A 21,736-nucleotide genomic window follows, 5' to 3' on the forward strand; every position below is an offset into this window, starting at 1 on the left:
ATAAAATTTAATTAGTAATATGTACAATTTAATTAGGTCTTTTTTAGTTTTAACTTTATTATTTGTAACCTTTACAGCTGCGGCGCAGCCCGACCCCGAGGACAGAAAGCTTACTATCCGCGGACAGGTGCGCGATGCCGAGCTGAAGGAACCGATGGTACAGGCTACCATCCAGTTGTTTGCCGCCTCCGACAGCACTTTTGTAGGCGGCACCGTTAGTAACGAGCGAGGTAATTTTTATCTTACCGCCCCATCCAGTGGCACCTATCGCATTAAAATCTCGTCGGTAGGCTACCAGACCATCGAACGCGAGATAACGCTGCGTCGTAACGCTAATCAGGATTTGGGCAACCTGCTCATGGAGACCGAGAGTATCATGCTGCAGGAGGCTGTTATCATCGGTCGTGCCGCACAAGTCATCGTTAAAAAGGATACCATCCTGTATAACCCTGAGGCCTACCGTACTCCCGAGGGCTCGCCTATCGAGGAGCTCATCAAGCGTATTCCTGGTGCCGAGGTAGATGAGGATGGCAACATCACCATCAACGGTAAGCAGGTTAAGAAGATTCTGCTGGATGGTAAGGAGTTTATGCTGGGCGATGTCGAGACGGCACTCAAGAATATCCCCGTGAGCATCATCCAGAACATGAAGTTCTACGATCAGCAGAGCGATGAGTCGCGTATCACTGGTATCGAGGATGGCGAGAAGGAAACCGTGCTCGACTTCTCTATTAAGAAAGGTATGAACCGCGGCTACATGACCAACCTCGACTTGGGTGGCGGCACCAAGCATCGCTATGCCTCGCGTGGTATGGGTAGCAGCTTTACCGATAAAACACGCTTTGTGCTGTTGGGTAACTTTAATAATAAGGAGGAGAATGCCGGCTGGTGGAACCGTCGTGGCTTGAACTCGCGCAAGATGTTAGGCACCAACTTCAACTTTGATGATAACGATAAGCTCAAGATTGATGCCAGCGTGCGTTGGAACCACCGTGGTGGCGACAACCAGACCGAGAATGCCAAGGAGGATTTTTACAGTGAAGGCAGCACCTTCTCTAACACCCTTACGGCCAACTATACCCGTAGCGATAACTGGTGGGGTAACCTGCGCTTTGAGTGGAAGCCCGACAGTCTTACTAACATCCTGGTACGTGCCAACGGTAGCTATGGCACCAGCGATGGCACTACCCAGTCGATGGCTGCCACCTACGATGCCGACCCTTATCTGTATGCCACCGACCCGCTCAACCAGCTCTCGGTGCTCAAGCCCTATGCCATTAACCAGAACTTGAATGCCAACCTGACGTATGGCGAGAACAAGAATGCCTGGGCCATGCTGCAGCTGTATCGCCGCTTGAATCCTCGCGGTCGTAACATCATTCTGCGTGTTGAGGGTAGTGCCGGCAACAGCGAGAACCAGAGCGTATCCGATAACGAGGTGCTGCTGTTCCGCAAGCAGGATCAGTATGGTAACGATTCTACCTACTATACTGCCCGTTACAGCACCACGCCTGCCGATAACTGGGGCTATGTGCTGCGTACATCCTACAGCGAGCCCCTGTGGAAAGGTGCCCACCTGCAGCTCAGCTACGAGTTGCGCTATAACCAGAATAAGAGCGACCGTCTGACTTACGACTTCAGTCACATGTCTACGAACATCTTCGAGGGCATCACCCCCGAGTACCGCACCTGGGATCCCTGGCTGCACAGTGTGTACGATAAACTCGACGATTACCTGGAGCGCGACCTGAGCCGCTATTCCGAGTATAAGAACTATACCCACAACGTGCGCCTGAACCTGCGCCACCGTGTCGAGAAGTACGATTACAACATCGGTTTCCTGGTTCAGCCCCAGCACTCTAACTTTATCCAGAACTACCGTGGTGTGTATGTAGATACCGTGCGTAATGTAACCAACCTTACGCCAACATTCGATTTCCACTATAAGTTCAGCGATCAGAGCAACCTGTGGCTGCACTACCGTGGCGATACCCGTCAGCCTGAGATGACCCAACTGCTCGATATCACCGACGACTCTAATCCGCTTTACGTCACCATGGGTAACCCTGGTCTGAAGCCTCAGTTCACCAGTTCGCTCAATGGTTATTACAACAACTATATTGTGCGTTACAAGCGTAGTATCGTGGTTTATGCCAACTACCGCCACATCCGCAACTCCATCTCAAACCTGGTGCGTTACAACCCCGAAACAGGTGGTAGCATCACCCGTCCCGAGAATATCAACGGCAACTGGAACGTTAATGCCGGCTTTACCTTTAATACGGCGCTCGACAGCACTGCCCATTGGAATGTAGGTACCGATACCCGTGTGCGCTATAACAATCTGGTAAGCTATGTGGCACAGGATAAGGCCGATGCCGCCAAGAACACCACCCGTACCACTAACCTGAACGAGCGCATCACCATGGGCTACCGTAACGATTGGGTCGAGGTGTCGCTCGATGGCCAGCTCAACTACCAGCACACCCGCAACGAGCTGCAGCCCACAGCCAACCTCGATACCTGGCAGTTTAACTACGGTGGACAGTTCCTGGTGCGCCTGCCGCTCGACTTCGAGTTGAGCATGAACCTGCACGAGCGCAGTCGTCGTGGCTATAACGATGCCTCGATGAACACCAACGAGCTGATATGGAATGGTCAGGTATCCAAGCCGTTCCTCAAGAATAAGTCGCTCATCGTGGCCCTTAACTTCTACGATCTGTTGGGGCAGCAGAGCAACTACGAGCGATGGGTAAACGCCACTGGTCGTAGCGATACCCGCTTCAACAGCGTTAACTCTTACGCCATGCTGCATGTGCGTTACCGCCTGAATATGTTCGGTGGCAAGATCGACACCGAGGGCCGTTACGACAAGAAGTGGGGCGGCCGCGACAACCGTGGTCGTGGTGGATGGCGCCGATAAACACTAAAAAGAACTGCAATTTTTTTCCAAATTGCAGTTTTTTTTATCAATGTGCGAATAAATTTTGGCTAATTCAGTGTTTTTTGTTTCCTTTGCACCCATGAATACGATACTCACGATAACAGGTAGCGATGGTACAGGTGGTTCTGGTGTTCAGGCCGACATCCAGCTCATCAGTGCGTTAGGCGGTGCTGCAGCATCGGCTATCACGTCGATTACCGTGCAGAACACCCTGGGTATCCAGGAGTTCCACGATCTGCCTGCCTCAGTGGTTCGTCAGCAGGTCGAGGCTATCATCAACGACCTCCAGCCGCAAGTCATCAAGATTGGTCTGGTGCGCCGTATCGATGTGGTCGAGATGCTGGCCGATGTGCTCAAGCGCTATCAGCCCAAGCACATTATCTATGCCCCCGTGCTCACATCTACCAAGGGCGAACAACTGGTTCTGCCCCGTGTTTACGAGGCCATCCAGCGCCTGCTCATACCGCTGTGTACCGTGGTTCTGGCGCCATCCGATCTGCCTGGCGGTCCCCGTCGCCATGGTCTTGCCAACCAGTTGGGATCGGCATTGGCCTATTATCTCAGTCTCGACGAGAAGGTGAGCGATGCTCTGCTGCATGCGCAAACCTATCTCAAGCAGCTGCCTGCCGTTTATGCCGATGGTAACACCCGTAGCGAGGAGCTTTACAATCAGTTCCTGGATGCTGTTGAGCATTACTACAACCGCTATGCCGATGTGGCTTTCTATGCCGAGCAGCTCAATGTCAGTGCGCGCTATCTGGCACAGGTAACCCGTCAGATTGCCGGTCGTTCGCCCAAGGCCATCATCGACGAGCGTATCACTGCCGAGATTGCCAAGCTTATCACCACAACCAACAAGCCACTCAAGGACGTAGCCCTGTGTCTGGGCTTCTCGTCGCAGGCCCACCTGTCGCGTTTCTTCAAAAAGCGCAAAGGTGTTTCGCCCACCGAATTTCAACATAAACAATAAATACAAAATGACAAACGAAAGACAAGCGTTAAACAGCCAGTTAGCTCAGATGCTGAAGGGTGGTGTTATAATGGACGTGACTACTCCCGAGCAGGCCAAGATAGCCGAAGAGGCTGGTGCCTGCGCTGTAATGGCCCTCGAACGTATTCCTGCCGACATCCGTGCAGCAGGAGGTGTTAGCCGTATGAGCGACCCTAAGATGATTCGTGGCATCCAGGAGGCTGTAACTATTCCCGTGATGGCCAAGTGCCGTATCGGTCATATTGCCGAGGCTCAGATCTTGCAGGCCATCGAAATTGATTATATCGACGAGAGCGAGGTGCTCAGCCCAGCCGATAACATCTATCATATCGATAAGACCAAGTTCGATGTGCCCTTTGTGTGTGGTGCCAAGAACCTTGGCGAGGCCCTGCGCCGTATTGCCGAGGGTGCTACCATGATTCGTACTAAGGGCGAACCAGGTACCGGCGATGTAGTACAGGCCGTGAGTCACATGCGCCTGATGCAGAGCGAGATCCGCCGATTGGTATCTATGAGCGAGGATGAGCTCTTCGAGGCAGCCAAGCAGTTGCAGGCCCCTTACGAGCTGGTACGCTACGTACACGATAATGGCAAGCTGCCTGTGGTTAACTTTGCTGCTGGTGGTGTGGCTACCCCTGCCGATGCTGCGCTCATGATGCAACTTGGTGCCGAGGGCGTGTTTGTAGGTAGCGGTATCTTTAAGAGTGGCAACCCCCGCAAGCGTGCTGCCGCCATTGTACAGGCCGTAACCAACTATCAGGATGCCAAGCTGCTGGCCCAGCTCTCCGAGGATCTTGGCGAGGCTATGGTAGGTATCAACGAGCAGGAAATCCAGCTCTTAATGGCCGAACGTGGAAAGTAAAATTGAAGGATTGAAGAATTGAAGCATGAAAGCAGCAGTGTTGGCCCTGCAAGGGGCATTTATAGAGCACGAGCAGGTGTTGCAACGCCTAGGCGTTGAAACGGTGGAAATCCGCCAGTTAAGGGATTGGACCGAGTTTATCTCAGAGGTTAGGGGTAGGCTCCTCATCCTGCCTGGTGGCGAAAGCACCGTGCAGCTGCGCCTGCTCAAGGAGTTGGGGCTTTTCGAACCCATCCGCCAGGCCATTGCCGATGGCATGCCTGTGCTAGGCACCTGTGCAGGCATGATTCTGCTCTCACAGGGTTATCTGGGCACTATGGACATCCGTGTGCGTCGCAACGCCTACGGGCGCCAGTTGGGCAGTTTCCATACCACAGGCACTGTCGAAGGCATTGGCGATGACGTGCCTATGACCTTTATCCGTGCACCGTATATCGAAGAAGTGCTATCGGCCGATTGTCAGCCGATAGCACAGGTCGACGACCATATCGTCGCCGCTCGTCAGGGTAACCAGATTGCCACGGCATTCCACCCCGAACTCGACAGCGATACCCGTCTGCACCAATTGCTTATTTCGTTACAATAATAACTACTCCGTTCTTTAGGCCGCCACTCTCACATGTCAGGGTGGCGGTTGTTTTTTGTGTGGTGCTCTGCACCAGCACCTGTGCCCTGCCGTTAAAGGCTGGCACGCTGAAAGTCTTACAGTTCAGCTCCTTGGGATGGTCGATGCCTGCATACATCGGGTCGCCGTTGCCCACACCTAATATGCGGGCATCACCCTCTAATCGCAGGTTCAACATTGGGCAGGCATCGGGCACCACGCGCCCTTTCTGGTCCTGCACTTCGATGGTCACCACGGCCAGGTCCTGTCCGTCGGCCGTAATCGTCTGTCGGTCGGCCTTCAGCACTGTCTTATAGGCAGGCTTGGTGGTCTCTATGGTCTGTGTCAGTGTGCGCTTGCCGTTCTTGTAGCCTATGGCCACCACCTTACCTGGCTGGTAGGTGGCTTTCCACTTCAGATGCCCGTTCTTTGGCATCGTCTGTCGTCCCAGTTTCTTCCCGTTCACAATTAGCTCCACCTCGTCGCAGTTGCTGTAGGCCCACAGCTCTATCTCCTCGCCCTCGTGGCCCTGCAGGTTCCAGTGTGGAAGCAGATGCAGCGTAAGCTCATCAGTCCACCATGCCTTCAGGTAGTAAGCTTCGTCTTTCCAGAATCCGCAGTAGTCCAGGATACCGAATTCCGAGTCGTGCGCAGGATAGGATAGGGGATTGGGCTCGCCGCGATAGTCAAAGCCCGTCCAGTAGAACAGTCCTGCAGCCCATGGTCGCTCGTCGTAGAACTTCCAGCCGCGCTCAATGATGTTCTCGTAGTTCTGTTCCATGGTGCGGTTCATACTCACCATGCGCCCCTTGCAGTCGGGATCATTAAAATAGATGCCGCGTGTCCCGCAGCCCGTTGTCTCTTCGGTGCCCACAATCTTCCAGTTGGGATTGGCCTTCTTACGGTTATCCACATCGTTCTGGATGATGTAGTTAAATCCCTTCACGTCCAGTCCCTTTATCAGCTCGGTACCGCCAGCATTGGCCACCGTACTGGGTCGTGTCGGGTCGTACAGTCTGGTGTATTCGCGCATGGCTTCGGCCAGTCGTGTGCCCTGTATGTTGTTCTCCAGGCCCCATTCCTCGTTGCCGTCGCTCCACAGGATGATGCAGGGGTGATTACGGTCGCGCTTAATCATCCGCTCCAGCAGTCGCAGATGCTCGTCGTTGATGCCCATCAGTCGGTTCTCGTCGATGACTAAGATGCCCTCGCGGTCGCAGATGTCCAGCAGTGCTGGCGTCATGGGATTGTGCGATGCGCGATAGGCATTGCAGCCAAAGGCCTTCAGCTGCTTAATTCGCCATGTCTGCAAGGCATCGGGAATGGCAGCGCCCACACCCGCATGGTCCTGATGCAGGTTCACGCCCTTCAGCTTCAGGGGCTGGCCGTTCAGCAAGAAACCACGGTCGGCAGTAAACTGTATATCACGCAAACCTGTCGTTGTTTCGTACACATCCGTTACTTTACCATCTACCTTTACCGTCGTCTCCACCTTATACAGATAGGGGTCGGTGGTGCTCCACAGGTGCGGATTAGAAATCTTTATCCGATGATCGGTTGTTCGCGTTTCTTTGGCGAGTATAGGGTACGTGAATCCGCTGACGTGTGCCACCTCTCTGCCTTCGGCATCCAGCATTCGCTGCTCAACCTCATATAGCTGGGTTTTCAGGCTGCTGTTGGTCACCTCTGTCTTTACATGTACCACAGCCTCGTTGTAAGGCTGCTGCAGTTCGGCGTACACAAACGTGCCGAAAGGTGCCACGCTTACCTGTGCTGCTTTCTCCAACCACACGTCGCGATAGATGCCGGCGCCCTCGTAAAACCACCCCTCCTCCAGGGTGGCATCGGCGCGCACGCATATCAGGTTGTCGTCGCCGTATTTGATATAGGGTGTGATGTCGTAGGTTTGTGTGGCGTAACCGCTGGGTTCGATGCCCAAATAAAAGCCGTTGAACCACACACGGGCATTGCGGAAGATGCCGTCGAAGCGCAAATAGTACTTATACGGCAATTCGTTTTCATTTTCTAATTTTTCAATTTTTACATTTTTCCTGTACCATCCCACGCTGGTTTCAGGGTATTTGTAGCCCACCGTCTTATAGCCGTGCGAGTGACTGGCTTCGGCCGCATAGGGCAGTGTGGTCACCCAGTCGTGCGGCAACTGCACCTCGTGCCAACGGTTGTCCTCCACAAATTTCTGCGCGTACGGTCCCTCGTTGTGTATCGAGTTGGCCTTTGTCAGATAGTTAAAATACTCCGTGCCGCAGCCGAAGTCCTTTTGAGGGTCGGCAGCGTTTCCCAGTGCAAATCGCCATCCCTTGTCAAGTCGGATGGTTTCGCGTACGCTCTGTGCATTCAAGTTGGCAGTTAGCAGGCAGCCTATCGCTGCTACAATCATCGTTTTAAGTTTCATTGTTTGCTGTTTATAGTTATTTTTTTGCAAAGATAGTGCAAATCGCGCGAAATACAAAATTTTTTTCGCAAAGTCGTTCTATAATACTAACAATCAGCAAAATAGTACAAACAATCATCGGTTATAATCTTATGCCGATGGCGGTGTTGATAAACCAGTCGTTCAGATAGCCATGCGTGCTTTGGTGGCGATAGCGTATGTTGTTAAACTGTCCGTAGGCACTGATAAAGTAGCGTCCGAAGTTGTAGGTCACCGACATGCGTGTGTCGAATCCCAGACTGATACCGCTGTTGATGGTTTTGTCGCCCATGGGTGTGATGTGCACATTGCTGTAGAACCACTCGTCCCATTCCTCGTTGCTGATGTCTTCGCTCCAGAATCTGTCGTCGGTCATCAGTTCGGGCACGTTGGTGGCGTAGGCAAACACCTTCAGTTTGTTCACGAATGTCACCATGGGCATCAGCATCACGTTAACCAGCAGTCCGCGTGCTGGCACCCAGTTGTAGGCATAGCCCACGCCAGCGCTGCCCTGCCACAGCTTTACTTTGCCCAGTCCGTGCATCAGATACACCAGGTCGCCATTCAGGTCGGTGGCATAGTCGATACGCGTATAGTTGTACATCAGTCCGGCCATGAGCGATCCAGCCGAACGTTTCTGTATCACCGACTGGTCGTAGGCCGCCGCATACGAGAATTTCTTGCCGTTGAACATATAGTAGCCATCGGCAATCACGGTTCGCACGTGTATGGGGTCTATCAGTTGTACGTCGTCCCAGGTTTTCTGTTCTTCCTCGCTCAGCAGTTCGCTGTTCAGGTTGATGCTGGGGTTGCTGTTGTCGAACGAGTGTATGCGCACGTTCACGCCGTAGGCGCCTCCTGTGGCACCAAACACCAGGTTGCTACCTTTGTCGCCGCCCACGTTCACGGTGTAGCCGATGCCATAGCCTCGGTAGCCCGCCCAGAAACCTACGTACTGTGAGGGCTGCGTTTTAAGATAGGGTCGGGCACTGTAGTCCACGCCTAATATGTTTCCATCGGCGTTCATACTCACAATCGTCTGACTCACATTGCCCTTGGCTATCAGTTGCCATGGTTTCTCAGGAGCATCAATATAGCTACGGTCGAGGCCTCTCACCGACATCGAGTCGATCATCGTGCCCACTTTCTTCACGAAAGTAGTCAGGCCCCCTTGTGCCGTCGCCGTCCCGCAACAGCCCATACCTATCGCTAAAATGATGCTTTTCAATGTCATTGTATATTAATAATTAGATTGTTTGCTTGCAAATATACGAATAAGTATTTAAAGTTCCAAATATTTTGGGTACTTTTGCATTCCGGAATGTCCGAAGTAGCTAACACAACAACTAATTATCTAAGCCCAGGATCGATTTGTTGGGCTGCTTTTTCAATATAACTTAGATGCCTTTTATGACAGGTGAAGCGCCTGATTATTAGTTATGGCCTGTTTGTGGTGGATGACGAAAAGAAGCGTTTTACCAGCCATTGGATGCAACAACAGTTCGGCAAGGTTGCCAGTAAGATGCAGCAAAGTTGCGGCACTCCCGCGCGTACTTATTAATACGCACGCGGAAGAAATAGAAATAAAAATAGAAAAAGAAAATAAAGAAAAACAGTCTGCTTGCGTGTGTCTTGACGACACGCAGCCGTCTGATGAGGGTGGCGCGCGCGAGCAGATGCCGGTGGCGTGGCGGCGATTGACGATAATGCCGACTGGAAAGATGGCAATCCGTTTTAATATGGAATACATAACTTGTACGCGTTGCGGGCAAACACTGCCGCGCAGCAAATTAGAACGCATGAAGACGGGCACCTACCGCCACGTATGCAACCACTGCAAGTGGCTGTACTACGTAAAGCCCAGTCGCGATCGCCGCATCCTTCGCGAACTGGAGGCCCGCCACCACCATCTCAACGAAAAGTAGCTTTTCGCCCTCCGAAAAGTAACTTTTCACCCATCAAAAAGTAGCTTTTCGTGCGCCAAAAAGCTACTTTTTATTTTTGCCACTGCAAGGACTGATTCTTAGGGGATCAGCCTTTTTTTTGAAATAAAGTTAAAATAGTAATATTTTGCACAGAAAACAAAGAAAATATTTGTTTTGTGTACGAAATATAACTATATTTGCACCGTTCAAGCACTAATTGTATATAGATGACACCGTTTGAGAACATAGGCAATATCCCCTTTGATGTTAATGTGCTAAGTGCGTTTTTCCCGAACCATAAGCATATTAACGAAAAAGCGCGCGCGCTCGAAAAGAATGGTCAGATTATACGCTTAAAGAAGGGTATGTACGTGGCCAGCAAGATGGAAACCGGTAAGGAACTGTCGAAGGAACTGATAGCCAATCACATTTACGGACCATCGTATGTGGGTTGCGAATATGCCATGCGCTATTATGGGTTGATACCAGAACGTGTGTATCAGGTAACATCAGTTACCACCAAGCACTCCAGAGATTTTGAGAACGCTGTAGGCCGTTTCAGTTATCAGAACTGCTCGCCAGAATATTTCGCTGTTGGCGTTAGAATAGAGCAGGCCGATGGTGTTAGTTTCTTGATAGCTACCCCCGAGAAGGCTCTTTGCGATGTGATTAACTTTAGCAAGTGTCTGAATCTACGTTTCATGAAGGATGTAGAGAGTTATCTTGAGGAAGACATTCGTTTTGACACAGACACACTTGAGAACTTTGATATCGAACTTCTTGAACGATGTGCATTAGCAAGCCGCAAGCAATCAAGTATAAACACGTTAATAAAGTATATAAAGCATGTCAGACATCTTTGAACAAATGGTAGCGCAGCACACTATCGCAGGCGATAACGATAGGAAGAATGCACTCTACGAGGTAATGCAGCAGGTGGTGCTGAGTGGTTTGTATCGTGGCGGTTTCTTTAAGGAGGCTGCCTTCTACGGCGGTACGTGCCTTAGAATCTTTCACGGATTAAGACGTTATTCTGAGGATATGGATTTCTCTTTGCTGGCGAAGAATCCAAATTTTACGCTCGAAACCTATTTTCCAGCCATTATCGAAGAGGCTCGACTCTTAGGGCGAACGGTTACCATTACTAAGAAGGACAAGCGTACTTTTGGCAAGGTGGAATCAGCTTTCCTGAAGGATAATACTGATGTGTACAATCTGACGTTTCAGACCGAAAAGACATTGAAGATAAAGATCGAGGTAGATGTAAATCCGCCTCTTGAGTTTTCTACCGAGCAGAAACTGCTTATGCAGCCCTTCTCGTTTACAACCCGTTGCTTTACGTTGCCCGATCTGTATGCCGGTAAGATGCATGCTCTAACTTTTCGTGCCTGGAAGAATCGCATAAAGGGGCGCGACTGGTACGATTTCGAATGGTATGTTCGAAATCGCGTGGCATTGGATTTTGATCATCTGAGAGTGCGTACAAAGGAGTTTAATGATATCGACCTTACTAAGGAACTCTTCAAGGAACTCCTAAAGGAACGTATTTCTAAAGCAGACATTGATGTAGTAAAGGCCGATGTTATCCCTTACATCATCGACAAGCGTGAACTCGACATCTGGAGTAACGATTACTTCATGCAGCTAGCCGACATGATAGTGTTTAAGTGATAATTTCTCGCAAAACATTTGGCGGAATAGAAATAAGTCAGTATCTTTGTCGGCAGAATTTAAAAAACTGATAATAACCTAACATTGTATATGAGTACAAAACTGAAATCATTATTGCAGCAGTTGTTGCTTAGTCCGCGTAAGTTCCCTGTAGAGTTCGTCTTGGGATTAGCATTCTTTATCATTGCCGTTTGGAATACTGAGACGCACGTATGGAATGAGAATACGGCAGAGTATGAAAGTGCAGTAAATGGTGACATTCTCTGGTTCTTTGTTCCGCTAATGGCGTTGACATTGTGGCTCCATCGCGTTAATCGTTGGGCTTACTACGTCTCGTTCTTCATATTCCTGCCTCTGATGATGCTCGACTTGAAGCCGTTCCTATGGACATACGGATTCACGTTCACCTATGTTCTGGCTGCCATCCTGCTCATTATCGGCAACAGACGATTAGACAACCGCTCGTTTGCGGCTCATGCGCTGCATGTGGCTACACAGATATTTTTCGGTCTGATCATATCAGGTCTCCTTTATATGGCGGTGTTGGCTATTTGTGCATCTTTCTTCTATATTTTTGGCATCGACGAGCCCCAATATTTCTACGAGCATATCGCCCAGTTCGTATTCTTGGTGCTGGCTTCGCAAATATGCTGTACACTGGTTCGGCAGAACGAGGATGTTGTTGAAGAGCCCTTCAAGATACTGCGAATCATCCTCAATTTCATCCTCTCGCCAGCTGTCATTATCTATACCGTCATTCTGTATACCTATTTCATAAAGATTGTATTCGTGTGGGATTTGCCCAAGGGTGGGGTAGCTTGGATGGTGATGGGATTTATTACGGTGGCATTGATAGGTCGTGTGGCCCAGTCCATACTCAGTCATCGATATTACGACTGGTTTTACAATCGATTCTCTTTTATTGCCATCCCTCCACTCATCATGTACTGGATTGGCTCTATCTACCGTATCCGTCTGTATAGTTTCACCGAGAGTCGTTTCTATCTGATGGTGGCAGGTGTGCTGATGACGCTATTTGTGCTGATGCTATTCCACAAGCGCACTCGTCGTTATCAACTTATGGCGCTCATCTTCGGTGTAGCCATCATCCTCTTTACTTACATTCCTGGTATATCTGCCAAGAGCATCGGCCTTAGCTGTCAGAAGCAACGACTCACTGAGCTTATCAGCGAACTGAAACTTACTGACGCCAAGACGGGCAAGCTGAACGACGATATTGACACCTGGAGTATCAAGCAAGACAGTATGATGTGCGAGCGATACAAGGATGTAAGCAGTGTTATCAAGTATGTACGCGATGGAATCGGCGACAAGGAGTTCGAAGCTAAATACGGCAAATGGTCGCATTCGGAGTATAGCTTCAGCTATGCCAAGGCAAAGGATCGCGATTATAGTGATTACGACTCGTATAGCAGGAGAAATCCTGTTGAGTTAGGCGAATACACAATTATGCTACCCTCAAAAGCTTACCAATGCAACTATAATGACACGACGGTCATTGTCACCCTGAATAAGGATACCGTACTCGAATATCCTATCCAAAAGATTGTCAGTCAGGACAGATCGCTTCTGCGCCATCCAGAACCACTGCTTACCTATCGCAACGACTCACTGATGCTAATACTTGAAGGCATTTGTATCAGAGATAGTGTCATTACCGATGTCAGGTACTACGGTCTCCAGTTGTTCAGAAAGCAGAAATAATAAACCTATCATAACTGTATGTCAAAACGAGTGATAATAGTGGGATTATTGGCAATAACCTTGCAAGGTTGTCATAATAATGCAAAGACTGGGAGTTCTTCTTCTGGTCAGACTGACAAAACTACCCAGGCAGAAAGAGTGGAAAGGACATTTCATAGAATCAGAACGATTAGGGCTGGTAAAGAAGTGTCGCCTCAATGGATAAAATCAGATAGCTTATATGCTCATGCCTCCGTTGCTGAATTAATACAGCTTGCATCTAAACATGAAAACTACATCGAGCGTCTGATTGCCTTTCGCGCACTTCTGATGAAGGATCCGCATGAGGCTGCAAACCTAGCTATTTCTGAGGTAGATGATATCACTCTTGTTTGTACTTCAGATGGATTTTGTGGACAAGCTGAGAGTGTTACCGATATCAGAATATCAATGATGTTGGGCAACAGAGTACGAAGTAAGGTTACTATAGAAGATTCAATACGAATTGACAGTGCCGTTCTGTATTCTGTAAATAGCTCAAAGCTCAACTATACATACAAATTATACCAGGAATTACCAGTAAAGCCTGAATATGAGTGTCATCTTCGACAATTGTATAAACAAGACAAACGGGCGCTGATAGCTTTGGCAAGGTATCATAAAGAGCAGGATAAGCAGGAGATTATTCGACTTCTATCTAAGATAGAACATGATAAAGCATTTGATTATCGTGATACAGTGCCTATTGTATTTGATGCAATAGCTGTCTGGCCTTCGGCTTCATTCAAAGTGCCTATTCAGCATGTATGCAAGAGATTGGCGAATGAGGGAGGAGTGCTATTTCCTTTTGAAGCATTGATAAACTATAACACGCGGTGGAGTTATAACGTCATAGACCAGGCACTATCAACAAGTAAAAAGAAGAATAAGGACTATTTTTCATACTGTTGGCATTTCCATTTAGCGCTTGAACAAAATCCCCACCCATTATATAAACCATTACTAAAGAAATATCCTTTGCATGAGTATAAATAAACCTACCAGGATTGTATGAAAAGAAGTATATCTATTTATAAGGTTTTAGGGCTTTTTGTTTTGCTCGCTTTCTTGACGGGATGCGCCGCCGAGAACACCAAACACCACGAAAAAGGCGAAAACCTCTGCTACTACCAATCCGCAGATTATAAGTAATTGTTTCCGGCCTCTGAGCTCAGGACGTTTTTGCACTCTTTCTTTTGTTTCGGTTTTCTTTCTGGTGACAGAAAGAAAATGAAAGAATTATTTTGGCTAACTGCCAAAGGCTGATTTTCTTGGAAAAGGGTGAAAAATATTGTATCTTTGCAGTGCATTTGAAAAATGATGCTGCAAGCAGGAAACTCCTGCCCTAAGTAGTAATTAACGCAGTAGGGATGTGAATCCCGAGTAAAGAAAGGAGGAGCAATATGTCTGTATTGTACAGATTGTCGAAGGTGACATCACCTAAAGCCAAGGGCTATGGCAAGTGGTATCCACGTGCCGTGATTACCCAGACCGTGGATACGGAGCAGCTGGCCGCTATCATGCAGCGTAACTGTACCTTGAAAAAGGCCGATATCGTGGCTGTGATCTCTGAGCTCATCGAGACGATGGCCGACCAGTTACAGGATTCTAAGCGTGTGAAGCTGAATGGCTTTGGATCGTTTAAGATCGGTATCCGTGGTGAGGGCGCTGACAGCGCTGCTGACTTCAGCACCAGTAAGAACATCAAAGGCTTGCATGTGCTGTTTCAGCCCGAGGTAAAGACCGATGGCAGTGGTCTGCGTCAGAAGACCTTCATCACTGGTTGTAGTGTGCAGGAGGCGCCAAAGAACGATGTCGACACCACTAAGCCAACCACTGGCGGTAACAGTCAGAGTGGCAACGGTGGTAGCACCCAGCCAAGCAACGGTGGTAACGGCGGTGGCAGCCACGAGCCCATCGGGGATTAAGGTTTGGGGCTTCGGCCCCAGCCTTATTAAAATGTAAAAATGTAATAATGTAAAAATTAAGAAAGGAGGAATTATGATGAAGAACTGGAGGACGATTGCGAAGATCGTGGTGGCAGTAATCACCGCCTTGTTAGGCGCAGTAGGTGCAACTGCCGCAGGCGTTCAAATCGTGTGAAATGAAAGCGGTGCAACTCTCACGAGCTGCACCGTTTGCCCTTTTATAAGGGTGAATTTAGTTGTTAGCAGGTTTATTTCGTTATACGGAGTACAGGAGCGATCTTGTTGCAGGGCTTGGGCAGGTTTACTACCAGTCCGTCGGCTGTTTGGCAAGCCTTGAGTTTGCCGTAGCCTAACAGATAAACGCTTGTAATAGTTTTCTTGAAATCCTTATTGCCTTTGGCCAGCGACTTGATGACCAGACGGCCGTCCTGAGGCCATCCCATAGCGGTGGCATACAGGTATTTCTTGGTCTGGTTAAAACGCACGTCGCGGTAGTCCATACCGTTGTACTGACCCTCGTTAAAGCCCTGGGCATTGATGGCAATAGCCTTCTCGGCTACAGGACCCTCGCCGAACTTAACCCAAGGACGGGTGCCAAAGATACTCTCGCCGTTAGGTGTCATCCAAGCCTCGAGCTCGTCGAGGAACTGCGAGGCCTTCTCGTCGTAGGTGCCATCGGCACGCAGGGGGATATTAAGCAGCAGGTTGCCATTCTTGGATACGATGTCGACCAGCTGTTTTACCATGTTCTCGGATGTGCGGTAGCCGTGCTTGTAGGTGCTGGTGTTATAGTGCCAGTCGCCAATGCAGTTGCAGGTTTGCCAGGGCTCGGCGATAATCTGGTTGGGGGCACCACGCTCCACATCCCAGGTAAGAGCCTTCTTCTGATCCTCGTTCAGTATCTTACCAAACACCACGCTACGTGGATTCTTGTTATACATGTGGGTGGCAATCTTCAGTCCACAGTCGCTGATGGGATAGAAGGGCAGCACCGTTACATCGAAGTAGATGAGGTCGGGATTATAGCGGTTGATGGCATCGAGGGTGCGATCGTAGAAGTTGGTTACGAACTCCTCGGATGGTGTGGCTGCGCCGTTCTCCCAGCCCCATTGGGCATGTATCTGACCGTTGTTCCACGAGCGGTCGCTCATGGGGTGGTTCTGGGCGTAGAGCTTCTGGGGGTCGAGACCTTCCCACCACTTGCCTTTGCCATCGGCCTTAGTAAGCTTGCCATCGTAATATACACCGGCTTTCGGACCGTTCTGATCGTAACGCTGTGCGGTTTCGTACCAGGTCCAGGCATGGTCGGCATGGAACGAGATTCCCAGTGGCAGTCCGGCTTTCTTGGCAGCACGGGCCCAGCCTTCGAGGATATCCTTCTTAGGTCCGATGTTCTTGGAGTTCCACTCCTGATACTGTGAATCCCACAGGTCGAAGTTGTCGTGGTGATTGCCCAGTACAAAGAAGTACTGAGCACCACAACGCTTGTAGCGCTGCACGAGCGCCTCGGGATCCCACTTCTCGGCCTTGAACAAGGGCAGGATGTCCTTGAAACCGAACTCTGAGGGATGTCCGTAGTGCTTTACATGGTGCTTGTACTGACTACTACCCTCGATATACATGCCACGAGCCATCCAGTCGCCAGAACCTTCGACACACTGAGGTCCCCAGTGGGCCCAGATGCCGAACTTGGCATTGCGGAACCATTCGGGTGTCTGGTGCGTCTCTAACGACTGCCAGGTTGGTTCGTACTTGCCCTGCTGCATCTGTTCATGACTTTCACTAACGGGCACCTTGTAATCTTGTGCAAAGGCAGTCAGCGAGGCGCCGACTGCCATGAACGTAAATAGTAGTTCTCTTGTTGTCATTAATTGTTAGTAAACGTAAGTATGAATTGTTATTTATATATCGGACCAAAATTCTTGCAGGCACGGTAGTCGGCGCCCTCCTTGTCCATGCCAAAGGCATTCCAGGCAGCAGGACGGAAGATGTCCTTGTCGGCTATGTTGTGCATGCATACGGGTATGCGCAGGATAGAGCAGAGTGTGAGCAGGTCGGCACCGATATGGCCGTAGGCGATGGCACCGTGGTTGGCACCCCAGCAGTTCATCACGCTGTACACATCCTTAAAGCAATCCTTGGTAGCGTCCAATCGTGGCACAAACCAGGTGGTAGGCCAGGTGGGATCGGTACGCTTGTCGAGTATGTTGTGGGTTTCGGCATCCAGTTCTACAGTCCAGCCTTCGGCCAGCTGCAGCACAGGACCTAAGCCTTGTACCATATTTATGCGAATCATGGTCATGGGCATGCCACCCTTGGTAACGAAGTGCGAACTGTAGCCGCCACCACGGAAGTAGTCGCGATCGGCTGGCATCCAGCTGGTGGCCTTCAGGCAGGCCTCTACGTCGGCATCGGTCATATTCCAGAACTCCTTCATGGTGGGTTTTCCGTTAGCATCTGTCATGGCGCCTGTGGCATCGAGTGTGGTGGCACCGCTGTTGATAAGGTGGATGAATCCACCAGCTGCCTGTCCCTCAGGGCGATGGCCTGCCACACGCTCTACAGCCCCGGGGCTCCAGTAGGTGCGGATGTCGGAGAACATCACACCACGGTTGGTGAGCAGGTGGCCGAACAGCATCGACATGCCGTTGAGGAAATCGTTCTCGGTGGCCAGCACATCGGCTTCGCGACGGCCGTTCCAGTCGAACGAGGTACAGAGCATCGACTCAGGGAAGTCGAAGTTGGGCTTGTAATCGGTCCACTGGCGCTGGCCCTGTACACCGCCAAAGATGGCGTTGTGGCCCAGTGCCTCTTCCTTATAGCCCATCTCCAGCAGGCGTGGGTTGCCGTGCATCAGGTCGCGGATAATCATCATGGTCTTAACGGTGAACTCCCAGTCGGCATCCTTTTCCTGGCGGTTCTTGCCCTTGCCTTTACCGTTGAAGGTGGTCATAGGTGTGCCGGGGAACAGGGGGCGGTCCTCGTTATAATCGTGGCCCTCCTGGGGCTTGCAGTATTTCTCTACCCACTGCATGGCCTTGTTGAACTCATCGGGATCGAAGATGCCGAAATCAACACGGCGCAGAATCTCGACCAGTGATACGTACTCGGTGCGCATGCCCAGATACTGCTGCAGGAAATCGGCGTTAACGATACTGCCGGCAATACCCATGCAGGTGTTACCTAATGAGAGGTAGCTCTTGCCCTTCATGGTGGCTACGGCCTGTGCGGCACGTGCAAAGCGCAGCAGTTTCTCGGCTACATCGGCGGGGATGGTGTTATCGTCGAGGTCCTGCACATCGTGGCCATAGATGCCAAAGGCAGGCAATCCCTTCTGGGCGTGGGCGGCCAGTACGGCAGCCAGATATACAGCGCCTGGACGCTCGGTGCCGTTAAAGCCCCAAACAGCCTTGGGGTAGTGGGGATTCATGTCCATGGTTTCGGAACCGTAGCACCAGCACGATGTAACGGTGATGGTGGCACCAACACCCTCACGTTCAAACTTCTGGGCGCAGGCAGCACTCTCGGCCACACGACCGATGGTAGTGTCGGCAATCACGCACTCAACAGGCGAGCCGTCGCCATTACGCAAGTTTGAACTGATGAGCTGGGCTACAGCCTTTGCTAAAGCCATTGTTTTTTGTTCGAGGCTTTCGCGAACGCCCCCTTGACGACCGTCGATGGTGGGGCGAATACCAATTTTAGGATAGTTATTCATGATCATAAAGATAAAACATGCGGTCCATCATGCGCCACTTCTCGTCGGAAGTACTGCCTGGCTTGCAGGCCTGGAACATGGCTACGTAATCTTCCCATTCGGCCTGGCGAGGCAGGGTGGCCAGTCGGGCCATGGCGCTGTCCCAATCAAAATCCAGTGGGGTTTCTACAATCATGAACAAACGGTTATCCAGGATGTAGAGCTCCATCTCGAGGATGCCCACCTCACGGATACCTGCTAAGATTTCGGGCCAGGCATGCAGGCGGTCGTGCGCCTCCTTGTACTTGGCTATCAGCTCAGGATCGTTTTTAAGATCCATGGTTTGGCAATACCTTTTTACGGGCATGCTGTAAGTCTTGCATTTGTAACCTGAAATTTTCTCGTCCATTATCGTAGTTTTCTTTTTTGTCGGCGCAAAGTTAAGGAATAATTTTAAATACACCAATCAACAAACGCGTTTTTTTAGAGAAAATCGACGGCAGAATGGTAAAAAAGTTAATTTTGTTTCAGATTTATAGCACTTTATCGATATTTTATAGTTAGTTTTCGAATCGGCACTGAAAAAAACTTGAAATTTGTTGTATATTTAAAATAAATGTTGTTACTTTGTAAACGAAACACTATAAACACTTGGTTATGAACTATCCTATAGACAAGCTTCACTTACTGACCCTGAACGTAGGACTGGCCGACCATATGGCCGACTGGAACTGGAAAAATGTGCGCAGTCCGTTTGCGCGCTTGTATTACGTTACCGATGGTACGGCGCAGGTTGAGATGCCGTCGGGTGTTTACACGCTGATACCTAACCATCTGTATTTTATACCAGCCTATACCATGCATAGCTATATCTGCGATGCACCGTTCTCACATTATTATATACATATATACGAGGATATGCACAGCGATATGAGCATACTGGACCAATGGGACTATCCCGTGGAGGTAAAGGCGGCTCCGGGCGATCTGGAACTGGTAAGGCGACTGTGCTTTATCAACCCATTCCTGAAGCTGCAGCAGTCGGACCCTGAAGCGTACGACAACCACCAGACACTGATTAGTAACCTGGAACTTAATCAGCGCCGTCCGTTCTGCGATAAGGTAGAGAGTCGTGGTATCCTGTACATCCTGATGTCGCGATTCCTGAAGTATGCCACGCCTAAGGCCGATGTGAAGGACGACCGTATACATCTGACGCTGGCCTATATACGCAAGCACATCGGCGAAAGGCTCGACATAGAACAGCTGGCCGAAAAGGCCTGCATGTCGAAGGATCATTTCATACGCGTGTTTAAGCACGAAACAGGCGAAACACCCAATGCCTTTATTACCAAGCGCAAGCTGGAGAAGGCCGAGCTGACACTGGTAACCACCAACATGGCCGTGAACCGTATAGCCGACGCGTTAGGCTACGACGACTACTCGTACTTTAACCGCATTTTCAAGAAAAACTCGGGTATGACGCCCCAGCAATACCGTAAAAGTCATTTTAAACTGTAAATCCATATAAATAGGGATTGTGAGGGCCGGCGGAATGTAGTACCTTTGCACCCATGCAAACAGACATCATAGAGAAGTATAACCGTCCGGTACCGAGATACACCAGCTATCCACCGGCAAATTACTTTAGTAACTTTACCGAGGCCGACTATCTGATGATGGTTGATCAGAGTAACGAGGCCCGACAGAACCAGATATCTTTCTACCTGCATATTCCCTTTTGCAGGCACTTGTGCCATTACTGCGGCTGCAACTCGTATCCTCAGGCCAAGCCCGAGGTGGTAAAGGCGTATGTTGAGGCCCTGCACAAGGAGATCGACCTAGTGGCTAAGCATATCAGCGATGGTCGACAGATCTCGCAGATACACTATGGCGGCGGCAGTCCTACGGCATTGCCCATTGCCATGATTAAGGAGCTGAACGAGCACCTGTTATCGATAGCGCCTACCATTGAGCGCCCCGAGATTGCCATCGAGTGCCATCCCGGTTATCTGGATGCCAACGACTGGCAGCAGCTTACTGCATGCGGTTTTACACGCTATAGTCTGGGTGTGCAGGACTTGCGCCCCGAAGTGCTGAAGGTGGTGAACCGACGTGAGTCGATGATGCCTGTGGGTGAGATTCTTGAGATGCTGCACGAGAGTGGGGCAACGGTGAATCTCGACTTCCTGTATGGATTGCCCCTGCAAACTATCGACTCGTTCCGTAATACCATCGAGCAGGCGGCTGCATGGCGACCCGACCGACTGGTTACTTTCTCGTATGCACATCTGCCAAAGCTGTTCCCACGACAGCAGATACTGGATAAGGTGGGACTGCCTGCCAACCAGGAGAAGAACGGCATGTATGAGGCGGCTGCCGAGGTGCTGACAGCGGCTGGCTATCAGCCCATAGGTCTGGACCATTTTGTGCTGCCCGATGACGAACTGGCTGTGGCGCTTGGCAAGGGACAGCTGCACCGTAACTTTCAGGGCTACTGCACACGTCGTACAACGGCGCAGGTGTATGCCTTTGGTGTAACGGGTATCAGTCAGCTGGACGACTGCTACGCCCAGAACGGTCGCGATATCAACACGTATATCGAAACCCTGAACAGTGGTCAGCTCTACATTTCACGCGGCTATCATCTTACCCCTCAGGAAAAGCTGGTGCGCCAGGTGGTTGAGACGCTGATGTGTAACTACACCCTGAACTGGAGCGACGTGGCTGCACACCTGGGTGTGAGTGCCGCTGAGGTGCGCGAGGCCTGTGGCTACAACGAAACCACATTCAGCGAGATGCAGGCCGACGGACTGTTGCGCTTTGACGACGACCATATTGAGGTGAACACCTGTGGGCGCCCATTTGTGCGCTGCGTGGCTGCTGCACTCGACCCACTGATGGCTCATAACGACAAACAATTCTCAAAACCGATATAAC

The 21,736-nt window shown here is 50.3% G+C and carries 19 protein-coding genes; 13 read left to right on the forward strand and 6 right to left on the reverse strand.

The genetic code is table 11. The annotated features are described in order from the left end of the window. Positions 1–19 precede the first annotated feature (19 nt). From T499_RS0107385 to pdxT, 4 genes are all read left to right on the forward strand, one after another. A complete protein-coding gene (locus T499_RS0107385; protein ID WP_033150417.1) occupies positions 20–2,923 on the forward strand; it encodes a TonB-dependent receptor in 2,904 nt (967 codons plus the stop codon). A gap of 100 nt (positions 2,924–3,023) precedes the next feature. Beyond that, the gene (locus tag T499_RS0107390; protein WP_033150418.1) at positions 3,024–3,914 is read left to right on the forward strand and encodes a bifunctional hydroxymethylpyrimidine kinase/phosphomethylpyrimidine kinase; all 891 of its coding nucleotides are present in this window, start codon (positions 3,024–3,026) and stop codon (positions 3,912–3,914) included. A 7-nt stretch (positions 3,915–3,921) separates the two neighbouring features. Beyond that, positions 3,922–4,797: a pyridoxal 5'-phosphate synthase lyase subunit PdxS gene (gene pdxS / locus T499_RS0107395; protein ID WP_033150419.1), complete on the forward strand. Its 876-nt coding sequence runs from the start codon at positions 3,922–3,924 to the stop codon at positions 4,795–4,797. 25 nt (positions 4,798–4,822) lie between these two features. Next, the gene (gene pdxT, locus T499_RS0107400) at positions 4,823–5,383 is read left to right on the forward strand and encodes a pyridoxal 5'-phosphate synthase glutaminase subunit PdxT (protein WP_033150420.1); all 561 of its coding nucleotides are present in this window, start codon (positions 4,823–4,825) and stop codon (positions 5,381–5,383) included. On the opposite strand, the gene galA is transcribed toward pdxT, so the two are convergent. The 3 genes from galA to T499_RS14650 form a co-directional block, all read right to left on the reverse strand. After that, complete coding sequence (gene galA / locus T499_RS0107405; protein WP_033150421.1) at positions 5,367–7,814, reverse strand: beta-galactosidase GalA; 2,448 nt, start codon at positions 7,812–7,814, stop codon at positions 5,367–5,369. The two genes, pdxT and galA, sit on opposite strands and share 17 nt — an antisense overlap. A 121-nt stretch (positions 7,815–7,935) precedes the next feature. Beyond that, positions 7,936–9,066, reverse strand: a complete 1,131-nt coding sequence (locus T499_RS0107410; protein WP_084162967.1) for a DUF4421 family protein — start codon at positions 9,064–9,066, stop codon at positions 7,936–7,938. Positions 9,067–9,240: 174 nt separating this feature from the next. After that, positions 9,241–9,582, reverse strand: coding sequence for a hypothetical protein (locus T499_RS14650; protein WP_157054553.1), 342 nt, complete (start codon positions 9,580–9,582; stop codon positions 9,241–9,243). On the opposite strand from T499_RS14650, the gene T499_RS14655 reads away from it, so the two are divergent. From T499_RS14655 to T499_RS14660, 7 genes are all read left to right on the forward strand, one after another. Then, a complete protein-coding gene (locus tag T499_RS14655; RefSeq protein ID WP_157054554.1) occupies positions 9,572–9,757 on the forward strand; it encodes a hypothetical protein in 186 nt (61 codons plus the stop codon). The two genes, T499_RS14650 and T499_RS14655, sit on opposite strands and share 11 nt — an antisense overlap. 227 nt (positions 9,758–9,984) lie before the next feature. Further along, positions 9,985–10,620, forward strand: a complete 636-nt coding sequence (locus T499_RS0107415) for a type IV toxin-antitoxin system AbiEi family antitoxin domain-containing protein (RefSeq protein WP_033150423.1) — start codon at positions 9,985–9,987, stop codon at positions 10,618–10,620. Next, complete coding sequence (locus T499_RS0107420; RefSeq protein ID WP_033150424.1) at positions 10,604–11,428, forward strand: nucleotidyl transferase AbiEii/AbiGii toxin family protein; 825 nt, start codon at positions 10,604–10,606, stop codon at positions 11,426–11,428. Before T499_RS0107415 ends, T499_RS0107420 begins: the two co-directional genes overlap by 17 nt. A gap of 90 nt (positions 11,429–11,518) precedes the next feature. Further along, on the forward strand, positions 11,519–13,153 hold the full coding sequence (locus tag T499_RS0107425; RefSeq protein WP_157054555.1) for a DUF4153 domain-containing protein: 1,635 nt from the start codon (positions 11,519–11,521) through the stop codon (positions 13,151–13,153). 18 nt (positions 13,154–13,171) lie between these two features. After that, positions 13,172–14,167, forward strand: a complete 996-nt coding sequence (locus T499_RS0107430) for a hypothetical protein (RefSeq protein ID WP_033150426.1) — start codon at positions 13,172–13,174, stop codon at positions 14,165–14,167. A 407-nt stretch (positions 14,168–14,574) separates the two neighbouring features. After that, positions 14,575–15,099, forward strand: a complete 525-nt coding sequence (locus T499_RS0107435) for an HU family DNA-binding protein (RefSeq protein WP_033150427.1) — start codon at positions 14,575–14,577, stop codon at positions 15,097–15,099. A 73-nt stretch (positions 15,100–15,172) separates the two neighbouring features. Continuing rightward, positions 15,173–15,274, forward strand: a complete 102-nt coding sequence (locus T499_RS14660) for a smalltalk protein (RefSeq protein ID WP_157054556.1) — start codon at positions 15,173–15,175, stop codon at positions 15,272–15,274. Positions 15,275–15,347: 73 nt separating this feature from the next. Here T499_RS14660 and T499_RS0107440 read toward each other — a convergent pair whose 3' ends face one another. Genes T499_RS0107440 through T499_RS0107450 form a run of 3 tightly spaced genes read right to left on the reverse strand, consistent with a single transcriptional unit; the run spans position 15,348 to position 19,205 of the window. Further along, positions 15,348–16,967 carry an alpha-L-fucosidase gene (locus T499_RS0107440; protein WP_052173540.1) on the reverse strand — a complete coding sequence of 540 codons (1,620 nt, stop codon included), beginning with the start codon at positions 16,965–16,967 and terminating at the stop codon, positions 15,348–15,350. Between the two features lie 29 nt (positions 16,968–16,996). Continuing rightward, positions 16,997–18,817 carry an L-fucose isomerase gene (locus tag T499_RS0107445; RefSeq protein WP_033150557.1) on the reverse strand — a complete coding sequence of 607 codons (1,821 nt, stop codon included), beginning with the start codon at positions 18,815–18,817 and terminating at the stop codon, positions 16,997–16,999. Further along, the gene (locus T499_RS0107450; RefSeq protein WP_013064670.1) at positions 18,810–19,205 is read right to left on the reverse strand and encodes an L-rhamnose mutarotase; all 396 of its coding nucleotides are present in this window, start codon (positions 19,203–19,205) and stop codon (positions 18,810–18,812) included. The genes T499_RS0107445 and T499_RS0107450 overlap by 8 nt, the downstream gene beginning before the upstream one ends. Positions 19,206–19,453: 248 nt before the next feature. Between T499_RS0107450 and T499_RS0107455 the strand changes: the two genes are divergently transcribed. Together T499_RS0107455 and hemN are read left to right on the forward strand one after the other, a co-directional pair. Then, positions 19,454–20,317: an AraC family transcriptional regulator gene (locus tag T499_RS0107455; protein ID WP_033150429.1), complete on the forward strand. Its 864-nt coding sequence runs from the start codon at positions 19,454–19,456 to the stop codon at positions 20,315–20,317. A 53-nt stretch (positions 20,318–20,370) separates the two neighbouring features. Beyond that, on the forward strand, positions 20,371–21,735 hold the full coding sequence (gene hemN / locus T499_RS0107460) for an oxygen-independent coproporphyrinogen III oxidase (RefSeq protein ID WP_033150430.1): 1,365 nt from the start codon (positions 20,371–20,373) through the stop codon (positions 21,733–21,735). Position 21,736: the final 1 nt, after the last annotated feature.

It is taken from the genome of Prevotella sp. RM4 (assembly GCF_000701965.1).
Taxonomy (GTDB): Bacteria; Bacteroidota; Bacteroidia; order Bacteroidales; family Bacteroidaceae; genus Prevotella; species Prevotella ruminicola.

What these genes read in the sequence shown, in the direction of transcription:
- T499_RS0107445 (WP_033150557.1), bottom strand. Translation starts at nt 18,817, where the DNA reads ATGAATAACTATCCTAAAATTGGTATTCGCCCCACCATCGACGGTCGT.
- T499_RS0107425 (WP_157054555.1), top strand. Translation starts at nt 11,519, where the DNA reads ATGAGTACAAAACTGAAATCATTATTGCAGCAGTTGTTGCTTAGTCCG.
- galA (WP_033150421.1), bottom strand. Translation starts at nt 7,814, where the DNA reads ATGAAACTTAAAACGATGATTGTAGCAGCGATAGGCTGCCTGCTAACT.
- T499_RS14660 (WP_157054556.1), top strand. Translation starts at nt 15,173, where the DNA reads ATGATGAAGAACTGGAGGACGATTGCGAAGATCGTGGTGGCAGTAATC.
- T499_RS0107455 (WP_033150429.1), top strand. Translation starts at nt 19,454, where the DNA reads ATGAACTATCCTATAGACAAGCTTCACTTACTGACCCTGAACGTAGGA.
- T499_RS0107410 (WP_084162967.1), bottom strand. Translation starts at nt 9,066, where the DNA reads ATGACATTGAAAAGCATCATTTTAGCGATAGGTATGGGCTGTTGCGGG.
- T499_RS0107385 (WP_033150417.1), top strand. Translation starts at nt 20, where the DNA reads ATGTACAATTTAATTAGGTCTTTTTTAGTTTTAACTTTATTATTTGTA.
- T499_RS14650 (WP_157054553.1), bottom strand. Translation starts at nt 9,582, where the DNA reads ATGTATTCCATATTAAAACGGATTGCCATCTTTCCAGTCGGCATTATC.
- T499_RS0107390 (WP_033150418.1), top strand. Translation starts at nt 3,024, where the DNA reads ATGAATACGATACTCACGATAACAGGTAGCGATGGTACAGGTGGTTCT.
- T499_RS0107430 (WP_033150426.1), top strand. Translation starts at nt 13,172, where the DNA reads ATGTCAAAACGAGTGATAATAGTGGGATTATTGGCAATAACCTTGCAA.
- T499_RS0107440 (WP_052173540.1), bottom strand. Translation starts at nt 16,967, where the DNA reads ATGACAACAAGAGAACTACTATTTACGTTCATGGCAGTCGGCGCCTCG.
- pdxT (WP_033150420.1), top strand. Translation starts at nt 4,823, where the DNA reads ATGAAAGCAGCAGTGTTGGCCCTGCAAGGGGCATTTATAGAGCACGAG.
- T499_RS0107420 (WP_033150424.1), top strand. Translation starts at nt 10,604, where the DNA reads ATGTCAGACATCTTTGAACAAATGGTAGCGCAGCACACTATCGCAGGC.
- T499_RS0107415 (WP_033150423.1), top strand. Translation starts at nt 9,985, where the DNA reads ATGACACCGTTTGAGAACATAGGCAATATCCCCTTTGATGTTAATGTG.
- T499_RS0107435 (WP_033150427.1), top strand. Translation starts at nt 14,575, where the DNA reads ATGTCTGTATTGTACAGATTGTCGAAGGTGACATCACCTAAAGCCAAG.
- hemN (WP_033150430.1), top strand. Translation starts at nt 20,371, where the DNA reads ATGCAAACAGACATCATAGAGAAGTATAACCGTCCGGTACCGAGATAC.
- T499_RS14655 (WP_157054554.1), top strand. Translation starts at nt 9,572, where the DNA reads ATGGAATACATAACTTGTACGCGTTGCGGGCAAACACTGCCGCGCAGC.
- T499_RS0107450 (WP_013064670.1), bottom strand. Translation starts at nt 19,205, where the DNA reads ATGGACGAGAAAATTTCAGGTTACAAATGCAAGACTTACAGCATGCCC.
- pdxS (WP_033150419.1), top strand. Translation starts at nt 3,922, where the DNA reads ATGACAAACGAAAGACAAGCGTTAAACAGCCAGTTAGCTCAGATGCTG.